Source organism: Desulfobacterales bacterium, from assembly GCA_029211065.1.
Lineage (GTDB): Bacteria > Desulfobacterota > Desulfobacteria > Desulfobacterales > JARGFK01 > JARGFK01.
In genome coordinates this window covers 1-11,853 of sequence record JARGFK010000128.1, presented here as the reverse complement: position 1 = coordinate 11,853, position 11,853 = coordinate 1, and the positions used below count along the sequence as shown (strand labels likewise).

9 protein-coding genes and 1 pseudogene are annotated in these 11,853 nt (G+C 45.0%); 9 read left to right on the top strand and 1 reads right to left on the bottom strand.

What is annotated here, in order from left to right; translation table 11 throughout:
* The first annotated feature begins 250 nt into the window (after nt 1-250).
* The 9 genes and pseudogenes from P1P89_19930 to P1P89_19890 all read left to right on the top strand — a co-directional run bounded on the left by P1P89_19930 (nt 251) and on the right by P1P89_19890 (nt 9,497).
* The gene (locus tag P1P89_19930) at nt 251-1,666 is read left to right on the top strand and encodes a sigma 54-interacting transcriptional regulator (GenBank protein MDF1593783.1); all 1,416 of its coding nucleotides are present in this window, start codon (nt 251-253) and stop codon (nt 1,664-1,666) included.
* A gap of 473 nt (nt 1,667-2,139) precedes the next feature.
* Nucleotides 2,140-2,601: a prepilin-type N-terminal cleavage/methylation domain-containing protein gene (locus P1P89_19925; protein MDF1593782.1), complete on the top strand. Its 462-nt coding sequence runs from the start codon at nt 2,140-2,142 to the stop codon at nt 2,599-2,601.
* 496 nt (nt 2,602-3,097) lie between these two features.
* The gene (locus tag P1P89_19920; GenBank protein MDF1593781.1) at nt 3,098-3,562 is read left to right on the top strand and encodes a type II secretion system protein; all 465 of its coding nucleotides are present in this window, start codon (nt 3,098-3,100) and stop codon (nt 3,560-3,562) included.
* Nucleotides 3,559-4,077, top strand: a complete 519-nt coding sequence (locus P1P89_19915) for a type II secretion system protein (GenBank protein ID MDF1593780.1) — start codon at nt 3,559-3,561, stop codon at nt 4,075-4,077. The genes P1P89_19920 and P1P89_19915 overlap by 4 nt, the downstream gene beginning before the upstream one ends.
* A gap of 350 nt (nt 4,078-4,427) precedes the next feature.
* Nucleotides 4,428-4,985, top strand: a complete 558-nt coding sequence (locus P1P89_19910; protein MDF1593779.1) for a prepilin-type N-terminal cleavage/methylation domain-containing protein — start codon at nt 4,428-4,430, stop codon at nt 4,983-4,985.
* Between the two features lie 277 nt (nt 4,986-5,262).
* Entirely contained in the window at nt 5,263-5,664 is a 402-nt protein-coding gene (locus P1P89_19905) for a DUF559 domain-containing protein (GenBank protein ID MDF1593778.1), read from the top strand.
* 161 nt (nt 5,665-5,825) lie between these two features.
* Nucleotides 5,826-8,426, top strand: coding sequence for a choice-of-anchor J domain-containing protein (locus P1P89_19900; GenBank protein ID MDF1593777.1), 2,601 nt, complete (start codon nt 5,826-5,828; stop codon nt 8,424-8,426).
* A 199-nt stretch (nt 8,427-8,625) separates the two neighbouring features.
* Nucleotides 8,626-8,979 (top strand): transposase, encoded by a 354-nt coding sequence (locus tag P1P89_19895; GenBank protein MDF1593776.1) that lies wholly within the window; start codon nt 8,626-8,628, stop codon nt 8,977-8,979.
* Between the two features lie 44 nt (nt 8,980-9,023).
* Nucleotides 9,024-9,497: pseudogene (locus P1P89_19890) on the top strand (transposase).
* A gap of 321 nt (nt 9,498-9,818) precedes the next feature.
* Here P1P89_19890 and P1P89_19885 read toward each other — a convergent pair.
* Nucleotides 9,819-10,874 (bottom strand): NosD domain-containing protein, encoded by a 1,056-nt coding sequence (locus tag P1P89_19885; protein MDF1593775.1) that lies wholly within the window; start codon nt 10,872-10,874, stop codon nt 9,819-9,821.
* Between the last annotated feature and the right edge of the window lie 979 nt (nt 10,875-11,853).

Sequence of the window (11,853 nt, the reverse complement as noted above, 5' to 3'; positions counted from 1 at the left end):
ACAGGGAACAGGGAACAGGGAACAGGGAACAGGGAACAGGGAACAGGGAACAGGGGCAGGGAACAGGGGCAGGGAACAGGGGCAGGGAACAAGGGGCAGGGAACAAGGGGCAGGGGGCGAAAGTGTTTCTTCCCCGATCCCCGATCCCCGATCCCTGACACCTCTCTTTAGCCTTCAGCCTGAACCCTGTGCAGTTGGTTAACACGACTAATTTGATCTTTAATAATGAAACATTCAAGGTAAAGAAAAAATGAAAGAAAAAAGATACAACATCAGTCTGTATGCAATTATCCCGATGATCACAGCCGGTGTTGCTTTGCTGTCCACAATAGTCGCCTACAACATTACCATGTATTACATGAAAAAGGGGCTCGAACCCATCTGGCCGGTTTCTTTCTGGGGGACGATCCTGATTATTTTTACCTTTTTTGTAGGACTGCTCATTGCCCGGACCATTCTGGTGCCCCTGGATCGCTTTTTCGCAAAAACGGAAAGCCTGGGAATTTTAAAAAACCTTCCGCCAGGAGCTGCCGAAAATATCAAAAAAGACGATATGGGCCGGTTTAACCTTTTGTTTGATCAGGTGACCGAATTGTTGGGCAAGGTGGAGTCGCGCCAGTTGTTTCCCGCCATTATCGGCCAGAGCAAGGTCATGCGCGGCGTTTTCAATCAGATCATGAAGGTGGCTGAAACCGATTCCACCGTCCTGATCCTGGGAGAAACCGGTACCGGCAAGGAACTCATATCCAGCAGCATTCATGAGCACAGTCAGCGACGTGAAAAACCGTTTATTGCGATTAATTGCGCTGCAATTCCCAGCGGTTTGCTTGAAAGCGAATTGTTCGGGCATGAAAAGGGGGCGTTTACCAGCGCAGACTCCAGGAAGCTCGGCAAATTTGAAATTGCCAATGGCGGCACCATTTTCATGGATGAAATCGGCGATATGCCCCTGGAAACCCAGGCCAAAGTCCTGCGGGTCATCGAAGACGGCCTGGTGCAGCGGGTGGGGGGGCTGCAATCGGTCAAGGTCAATGTCAGGTTTGTTGCCGCAACCAACAGGGAATTGGCCAAAATGGTTGAGGAGGGAAAATTTCGCCAGGATCTTTATTTCCGGCTCAATGTGTTTACCATGAACCTGCCGCCATTGCGGCATAGAAGAGAGGACATTCCCCTTCTGGTGGAGCGGTTCCTGTCGAAATTCAAAAAAAAGGTGGAGATATCACCCGCTGCCATGCAGTTTTTAACCGCGTATTCCTGGCCGGGAAATGTCCGCGAACTCCAGAACGCAGTGGAGTCGGCAACGGTTCTGGCGGACAAAGTCATCGAACCCAAGCATTTGCCGATTACCGTCACCCGGGAACTGGGCAACATCGACCCGGCGAAGCAGGAGAATGTCCTTGCCGGAGGACCGGAGTCCGCTGCTTTTGATGGACGTCTGCGTTCATTTGAAATATATGAAAAACTGGATGTCGAAAAGAGCGGCGACATCGACAAGCGCCTGCAGGGGCTTGAAAAAGAAATAATAATCGACGCGCTCAAAAAAGCCGGCGGAGTCCAGGTGGCGGCCGCCAAAATGTTAGGGATAAAAGAAAGAAGCCTCTGGCATCGTATTAAGAAATTTGATATCGATATATCCGTATTTAAAAACGGGAAACAAGCGGATTAAATACGTTTAGAAAAGCTGAGTTTCAATATTTTCAATATAGTTCTTTAAAAAAAAACCCCGTTTCTAACGGGGATTTATAGTAAAAGAATCCGAACCTTAAACCCCGGCACCCGACCCCTGATCCCCGATCCCAATCCCTTTTTCTTCCTTCAGCCTAATTTACCCACACATTATGGAGCCGATTCTGCAAAATTTGTTGAAATTCAGGGGTTTGGAAGTGTAAAATAGGCAATACTGTGAGATTACAGATGAGTCCGGATTGGGTTTGGTTTGCTTGTGAAGGAACAGATATATTTATAACAATCTGATTATATTTAAAATAATTATAACTTTCGATTGGGGCGCCAGACCTGTTTTTATTTTTGGCATCAAATATGCTTTAGCTAAGGCTGACAATTGAAACTAATTTAAAATCAATGCCATATAAAACTAAGCCGTCATTTTACAATACTTGGGCAAAGGGAGATTAAGTCATGAAAAATAGAAAAATGCTAAAAAATGAAAAAGGTTTTACCCTGATTGAGATCATTGCTGTCATCATTATCATGGGAATCTTGGCGGCGGTAGCGGTGCCCAAGTTTTTCTCCATGCAGGATGATGCGGTGAAAGCATCGTTGAATGGTGCATTGTCGGAATCAGCGGCACGATTCAATCATGCATTTTCAAAATATATTCTGTTATACCAAAAAGCCCCTACCAATGTTACTGTATTATCTACTGATGGAACTAAGCATTTTGCTAACGATTTACTCGGTTCTGGCGCAGAAACTTCGCCCGGCGTCGATATTGGCGATTTTAATGTAACTTGGACAAAAGATGTTGCTACCGGCAATCTGGTTATTACGATTATTTCCTCGAAAACCATGAGTGAAGAAGCTATCGCTGCATCGGAGAGTAGAACTAAGACAATTACCGGTATCAACTGGGGGTCATAATCAGAATAATCTTTTTAATTAGCTTGGGAAAAGGCAGCGCTTCGGAAATAATCCGAAGGCTGCCTTTTTTATTATCAATCGGTTGAGAAATTTAATTTTATCCGTTATAATCAGACAGTTTTCAACGCATCCGTTAAGACTTATGAAAAGGTGGTTAGAAAATTGCGTTGCTGATGGTTGATTTTTATAAAATCTACCTGAAACACCCTTTATCCCACTCCTCCCTTTTTAAAAGCGGCTCGACATGAGCTCGCCGAATGTGGAGGCTGGGAGCACGTCCGATAACTCCCTCTCCCATCTTGGGAGAGGGGGGTGTAACCAAATGAATTTATTTCTTCCCTCACCTAACCTCTCCCCGCAAGGGGGAGAGGAATTAAAGGTTGTCGGACAGCCTCTTGGGAGGGATTTTCAAAGCGATATAGTATAAAGTTTTAACCGGTGGACAACTAATTGCCCGGACAGCTTTAAGCTTATACAGCAAACAGTCAGGATAATAATGCGTTTGATTATCCGCAACAATCGTGGCTTTACCTGGATCGAACTGCTCGTGGTCATGGTTATCCTGGCCATCATCAGTGCTGTTGTAGCCGGCAGTTTGATGAGCAGCGACACTGAATTGATCGCCCGGACCGAGGTAATCAAAACTCACTTGCGTTACGCCCAGACCCGCTCCATGAATTCCAATACGGTCTGGTACATCCAGTTAAGCGGGAATTCCTACTTCCTGTCTAAAAAAGGGGATGGAAATCCCATACTGCTTCCGGGCGGCGACAGCCCCACCATCACGTTGCCCAGCGGCATGAGTGTCACTTCAGGCACTGTGTCTTTTGATGGCTTGGGTAAACCCTGCACCGATGCGGATGCCCAGATTGCACAAGCAGCGGACCGCACCCTTACGGTGACAGACGGTTCAGGCTCACGCTCAATTATTATTACCAAAAACACCGGGTTTATTCAGTGAAAGAAACATTCATACCAACCTTTATGCCCTGCTTGGTCACAACGAATCATGAAATCCCCCCTTGCCCCCCTTTGGCAAAGGGGGGATGGGGGGGATTTTCATATAAAAATAATGAACGGGGTTTCACACTGCTGGAAATTATTATTACCTTTATTATGGCAGCGTTTCTGGGGTCCATGCTGGTGGAGTACATGGGTACCAGCCTGACACGCGGTGGTGAGGCGGTTGTGATGGTCCAGGATGGGTTTTCCCTTAACAGTGTCATGGAAAAGATTACCGCGGACTATGAAGATGACTATAAGAACGGAAGTTATGATTTCAGCACCTTTAAAAGCAATATTGAAGGCGGCAATATATCCACCAATACGCCTTATTATGGGGATTATACGGCTGTAACAGGCTATATTACATTTGCAGGCGGTAACGAAACACCGGATACTTCCGGGATCAACAACCTTTTGAAGGTAACCATTACAGTCAACAACCAGTCGCTGACGGTGCTTTTTAGAAAATAGGCTGAAGACGCAAAAGATAGTAACGAGTAAATAGTGACGAGTGACGAGAAAGAACAGGGGAACGGGGATTCCCCCTTTAGTAAAGGGGGCAAGGGATCAGGTCTCGGGTGTCGGGGATCAAGGAGCAAGAAATTCTTCCCTTTAGAGACTGTGTTGCAATTTTAAAATCAGATTGGTTTTCTTCACGTCATGCCGGACCTGGTCCGGCATCCAGTCACGCTTTAGCGTGATTGAAAATATTCTGGATTCCGGGTCAGGCCCGGAATGACAAACATTCTTGGAGCTCTGGTTTTTTTAATTACAACACAGCCTCCAAAGGGGGCCAGGGGGATTTAAAGATTATCGCAGTTATGAAAATATTCTCCAAATACAAGAATCCTGAATCCGGATTCACATTGATTGAGATTATTGCCTCAATGGTTATTTTCGCGCTGATGTTTACCCTGGCAGGCATGGGGATCGTCATGGCTGCAAAAGGGTACGTGATCACTAAAGAAAACGCGCACATGGCCCAGAAAGCCCAACTGGCCATGGCCCGCATCAACCGTGAGATGATGGAAATAACCACCATTGCCGCCCGGGTTGATACGCAGCCCAATCCTTATATCATCTATGATCACATTGACGGTCGCAGAGCCATAGCAAAGGACGGCAGCACCCTAAAAATGTTTTTTAACTTAGGCGCCGCGGTGACCCTGTCGGATTTAAGTGTCGGGGATATATTGATCGATGACGTTACGCAGTTCACTTTGACTTATTATAAGAGTAATTCGTCCCTCTGGACAATTGCGGATGACATCAAAGAACTGTCTTTAATTGACGTTGTGATCGTGATGAGCCGGGAGGACAGTGGTGTCGGCGATAAAACCTTTAGCACGACGGTGAGGCCGAGAAATACGGGGAACTAAGGACATGCATTCATAAATAGGATGCCAATTTTAAATCCCTCCCAACCTCCACATTCGGCGAGCTCATGTCGAGCCGCTTTTTAAAAGAGAGGAGAAAAGTTACCCTCTTTAAAAAAGGGGGCGAGGGGAATTTAAAAAAATCTTTTCCCTTTTTAAGAAATTCTTCTCCTGTCTGAATGCGGTCGCGCACAGGCTGTCAACCTCCTTATATGGATGAGAGGAAGTATTTCCCCCTTTGAAAAAGGGGGGCAGGGGGGATTTAAAAAAAAGACGAAATATGCTGCATTACCGCCCAAACCTTAAAGACAAGGCGCGCCAATTGCGCAGCAACCTGACTGAGAGCGAACGTGTTCTCTGGTCACGGTTGCGGGGCAAACAACTCTTGGGTGTGCAGTTTTACAGGCAAAAGCCGATACAGAACTATATCGTTGATTTTTTTGCGTCAAAAGTGAAATTGGTCATTGAAGTGGACGGATCGCAGCATCGGAAAAAAGATGAATCCCAGCGGGATAAAATTCGTGATAGGTTTCTCGCCGGCTTAGGACTGACGGTTATGCGTTTTAACAGCAATGAAGTTCTAAATGAAACCGATGCCGTCACTGATGCCATTTACAGGATGGTAGCAGACTTTCTAAATTCGGAAATCCCCCTAAATCCCCCTTTTCCAAAGGGGGACTAATGCGGGAAAAACTTTCCTTCCCCCAAGTTCTTCCTTTGGAAAAAAGGGCAGGGGTTACTCTTCTCCTCCCTTTCGTAAAGGGAGGGCGGGAGGGATTTTAAAACCGTGTTCTTATGTACATTGTAGATTTTATGTAAATTCTATCTGCGATATAGATTATTATGAAATTATCAAATCTTCATAAAATCAGGCTGAATGACAAAGGAAGTATCCTTGTCACCCTGATCATCACCATGGTGGTGCTGGCCGCTTTAGGGGCTGCCATGGTGTCACTGACCAGCACATCCATGTTCGGCCAGGTGGGGGCCAACAGTTCCGCCCGGGCCTATTTTCTGGCCGAATCCGGATACCGTTATGCCGAGAGCCGTTATTTGAGCGCGTCAGACAGAGATACGGAGCTGGAAAACCTGCACAATGCCGCAGCCTTTACCCTGCTCAATAATGCCGGGCAGTTTGATCTAAAAATTTATCCCTATTACTTTAAAATTATTGAACGGCCCGCCATCGGGACGAAGACCCTGAAAACAAAAGTTCCCGGCGGGTTTCCGCCCGGTGTAATCATCGGAAAACCGGGCTGGTTGAAAATCGGTCCTAAGTCCACCAGCATTTATAGATACGACGATGTCAGTGTGTCGGGCGTAAATGTCACTTTTACCATGAAAGAAAATATCAATTCTTATTTTCCGGTGGGATTGGATGTGTTGTATGCTGCCGAAAGTGAGATGCTACAAACCGTGACCAAAGGAGGAGATTTTCAGGCACATGATCGGACTAGCGGGCTGCCGCTGCGCAATGGCACCATCATGATCAATAACCATCTGTATAGTTACAAAGAAAATGATGTTACCAATAGAAAATTAATTGGAATTGAGGATCCGTCTGATCCCAATATGCCGGATTTTAGCGTAGCGGACCGGGAGATGATTGTTTTACAAAAATTTGTAAAGCTTCATTCCACCGGCATCTTTGGTCAGGAGCCGGTGGAAGGGGCCGCCAGCCGGGAAGTGGTGTACCATGTGCCACTGCCTTCTACCGCTGAAGAACGCAAAGAATTCAAAGAAACATTCGCAGATTTAACAAATTGGAAAACATCAACATTAGATAACTTTGCATTAGACATGGGTCGCAGTGCCTTAAGAGTGACCGGAACAGATTCACTTGGGGGAACGCTCACAGGGAGCCTGATCAAATTTGAACCGTCCGCAACAAACATAGATCTGGCCGCAGCCCACTTATATGGTGACCCTAATTTTTTAAGCTATGACGCTCAAGTGAAGGTCGGTTTTGATCCCAATCCCCCACCAGTAGGTGGCTTTGACCCATCTCCGATTCCGAAATATTTTGCCGCTGGTTTGTCGTTTCGGCTTGACAATGATAACAATAGCTATGGTCTTTCCTTCCTTCGCGGTGACAACACGGATACAACTATTTTAGATAACCTTGATAATAATATTGTGCCAGTAGACAAGAAAACCTTAATCGTCCTGTGGCAAGGGACAGGTTCCGGAAATACCAGGAAGTGGCTGGCATACAAGGACCTGAATAATTTTTTCGCAGATAATATGGAAGGATCACTAAGCGGTTGGACAACACCCGCACCGCTAAAGGGTTCGACGAACCTTTGGCATAGAACGACATACCGTTCTAAGAGTAGCACCAATTCTTGGTATTACGGAAAAGAATTGACAAGGAATTATGATACCGGGGTTACAAACAGCGCGACGCTTGTTTCTCCGGACATTAAATTGTATCCGACTAGCAGTAGTGTTAAGTTGTCCTATTGGACTTGGATTAAAACTGAACCGGGAGGTGGCGTCCTGTATGACCAAAAACATGTCGAGATTTCAACAAACGGTGGTGTGAACTGGAGCGGTCTGGAACAAGTATTAATAGAAGATACCTTTGGCGTTTGGCAGCAAAGATTCATTGATCTTTCGGCTTATAAGGGGCTAACCATCAAAATCAGATTTCGTTTTGATAGTTATGATAATGCCTTAAATTATTATGAAGGCTGGTACATTGATGATGCCAAAATATCCGCAGGAGATACTTCGTATCCCATATTCCCCATTAACGAGGCAACCCTCATGGTGAGGGTCAAGGAGGTGGCTTCAGTAACTTTTAGCAACGGCGGACCTGTTGCGATTGAAAATTTAGACACCGTTGTCGGGCAAACCAGCGGCGCTCGGGGAGTTGTGGCCGGCACTCCGATCATTTCATCCGGCTCCTGGCCCGGCAATACCGCTGCTGGGACACTGACAATGAAAAATACGACAGGGACATTTGTAAATGAACCGATACAGGTAATCGGTTCGTCAGCTACAGCAACAGCCAGTGGGTACCGGGTCCGGGATAATTATATCAAAGCGTATATCGGAGATACCAGCGGCTATGGGACAGCTAATAATAGCCCGCTGGATTTTAATAAGCGTTCAATTTTACGTGGCAATGTTTACTGGCCGCCGGATGAAGTGGCGGACTGGTCGGCAACCAATGATTATTTTACCCTGGTCCAGTGGGATGTCATAAACAGTGGTTTGGGACAGAATGTCGTGAAATTAATTGATTCCATTGACGAACCAAATGCCGTTATCCGCTCAAACACCCTGACTTCACCTACATCGAGCCCTTTGCTGCAGCCGGAACTGGGGTTGCATACCTTTGGAAAAGGTTCCACAAATGTTTACTTTGACGATTTTGCCGTTCAGGCAGATGTCGGTGCTTCCAGCAATAACGGGTTTATCCGCACCATCCAGGAGTAGTCCCGTTTAACACATCAAGCGCTAACCATATTTAACTTGAAAATTCCTCACAGCTTGCTGGGTGGGTAACCCAAAATTCCCTCACCTTGGAGACTGTGTCGTAATTGGGTAGGGAGAAAATTTTTAACATATATAGTATTTCGCTATGAAGGCAAACACCAGATATGCTATTATACGCGGCAAAGAAAGGAAACACGCTATGGCATATCGATTCGGCCTTCGCTATCAGATGGCCTTACTTCCAAAAAGCATCGAAGACTATGTTGCCGATGATAATCCGGTGCGTGCCTACGATGCTTTTGTAGCGGCCTTGGATTTTAACACATTAGGGATCGAAATCAATCCGAATAAAGTCGGCAATTCGGAATATGATCCCAAGGCTATGCTAAAGCTTTTGGTTTATGGTTATTCTTATGGAATCAGGAGTTCCCGCAAATTGGAGCGGGAAGTCCATCATAATCTCTCCTTTATATGGCTGATGGGCGGTTTAAAGCCGGACCATATGCCGACACGGAAGAGCTTGAAAAGATCGATGCTCAAGGAATCGAAGTGATTGTTCCCTCCCAGCGGCAGGCAAGGCACGGAGAAGAAAAAGCCTTTAGCAAGAGCCATTTCTCCTATGACCAGGGGCAAGATTGCTATTTTTGTCCCACGGGCCAGCGATTGAACTATTACGGAACAGATCGCAGCAACGGTAAAAGACAATACCAGTTCATTGACCGTGGGTTATGCCATCGTTGTGGGTATTACGGGCAGTGCACCTCAGCCAAAAAAGGTCGAAGTATTAAACGGTTGGCCCGCGAAACGGTTAAAGAGAAGCTGGAAGCCAAATATGAGGAGGCGGGCTCGCAAGCGATTTATGCCAGACGCAAAGCGCGGGTGGGGCATCCTTTTGGCCACATCAAGAGAAACCTGAAGACAGATGGTTTTCTGATGAGAGGGCTTGCCGGGGTGGGAGCCGAAACCTCCCTGCTTGCCACCTGTTTTAACTTAGCCCGAATGATCTCAATTATTGGGGCCGCCGGTTTAATTGGAAAGTTGACCGGCCTGACTACGCTGGCGGTGGCATAATAGCGAGGGGAATATCCCCACCTGCCAGGGTATTGGTAATGATATTGTCGGTACGGTGGTTAATCAGAAGCCAATGATGCACTTCCCCTATTTATTTTTAGTTGTCAAAGAACGATTGTGAAAAAATTAGCCCCTCCACCGCCCAATTGTAACACACCCTCTTGGGGGAGGGTTAAGGGTGAGGGAATAAAAAAATATCTGCTGTTTGTTGAAACGAAGCGGAGATCCCGTTTTGCGGGGCTGCATGGAGACTCATTATAAAAAAAGCGGCAGGACCGCCAAGGACCCTGCCGCTCTGACTATGAAAAAAGTGGGATTAGATTACTTCTTTTTCTCTTTATCTTTCTTATCTTTCTTTATAATAAAGATTGTATCAGTTAAATCTATTGGATTTCCGTTATTATCCAACAACGTCAAGTGTAATTTTACAAAGTCACCATCAACGACATCTCCCAGAGCGTCCACTATTTTTTGGGTCCTGAACTTGAGTACAAGGTCCGGAATACCGTCGCCGCCTAGTTCATCGCACGTGTCTGTAGTATTCTTAATGTCAAGTACATCTAAGATCATGGACCTAATGGGGGCAACACCTGCCAGCATTAAAGATTCAAGGTCGATTGTACCCACATCAAAAGTACTGGATCCAAGAACCACAACCGGCAGCACGCCCTTGCTTTTAACATTGACCGGATTGTTGCAAGAACCGGGCTTGATGTCCAACGCCGTCGTAGGTGTCTTCCATCCATCTGGCTTGGTCCACGGGAAATCATCTTGGGCCTGGATAATACCAGAATTGTTATAAATGAGATATGGTGAGTCGCAGAAAACCTTTGCCGGATCACAATTTTGATTATTATCCCAGTAGTTGCCGCCGATGGATGAGTCGAAGAAAAATTTGTTATCTTCGTTAACGCCGTCAACTGTGGCGTGGGTATCGTTATTTATAAAATTGTTGTTGTAGATTTTACAGAATTTGCTGTTGAATAAGTAAATACCTATATTGAAACCTTGAATAGTTAGATCTCTGACTGTAACTTCTTCTAATATAGTACCGCGTGGCCCTTGAATAGAGACACCGCTTCCACCAACTCCAGTTAAGGTTTTCCCATTTCCATCTAAGGTAATCTTGCTGCTCTCGATAACAATAAATCCTGATAGGTCAGCTCCAAGCGTGCAAGTCGATGAGCCTTGATCCCAGATGTCCTGCCAGTCGACACCAGCCCGCGTGGCACAGTCGCCCCCACCATTGGCGTTTGTGGTATACGCAACTGCCCCGCTCGCAAAGCCGAGGACGATTAAAAACGACAGAAGCACTAGTAGCCCTTGCGTGAATCTCATTGAATTAGATTTGTGTATTTTTAAGATAATTGCTTTCATGATACCCTCCTTTTGCCTTTTTAAGTCAAGTCATAACTCGATTTCAATTAATAATTAAGCAAACCACGTGCCAGTTAGCGTTGTAATCATAGAAATTATACCTTGTTCTGCCCAAAAATGTTTCTTAAGTTTAATAAACTTATTGTTTTCAGTGTGTTATTATATTGTTATAAAATTATGTGTGGTTACGATAAATTGGTTTTGAATGAATAAATGTTTGATTTTTTGGGATGAAGTCCTGGGTGTTTATGACATAATTTGATGATATTTACTTCATAAAATGTTGGAAGTCATGATTTTTAGTCACTTAAATAATATATAACAACTTAATATTATTTTAAAAAATAAAAATAATCAGCAAAATGTTGATCATGATTTACATTTAAGCGCAGATCTAAAACCTCCTCCGGCAGGTTAGTTCTTGAAATACCATCTTCAGACCGAATAGTTTTTTTATCATAAACTCGAATGGGGTTTAATAGTAATGTGGAGTCGGGTTAACAACGGCCCTGCCGTTTTTTTGTTTTGAACGTACAATTTTACCGATTTCAGCCTTGGGCCGGAATCGGTAACATCCCACGTTTTCACAAATGACTTTTCGTTGGAGATAACGGGGTCCCTTCTTAAATATTAACTATTTAGCTTCATTTTGGAGCAGATTGCTTAAACTTACCGATTTCAGCCTTGGGCCGGAATCGGTAAAAAGCCAACGTTTAAACAAATGACTTTTCGTTTCATTGAAGGTGATGCGTATGACTTTGAAATAACAGACTATCATTGAGAGGGAGATTATGAGTATAAAATATAACGGTGAAAGAAATATAAAACCGACACACCCGGGCGAGATGTTGCGAGAAGATTATATAAACGACTATAATCTTACAATCGCCGGCCTTGCAGAAAAAGGTAGTGTATAATCTTTTGTGTAAATTTTAAAATGGTATAAAAAAGGGCGCTTTTCCTTTAAAAGGGTTTTTGG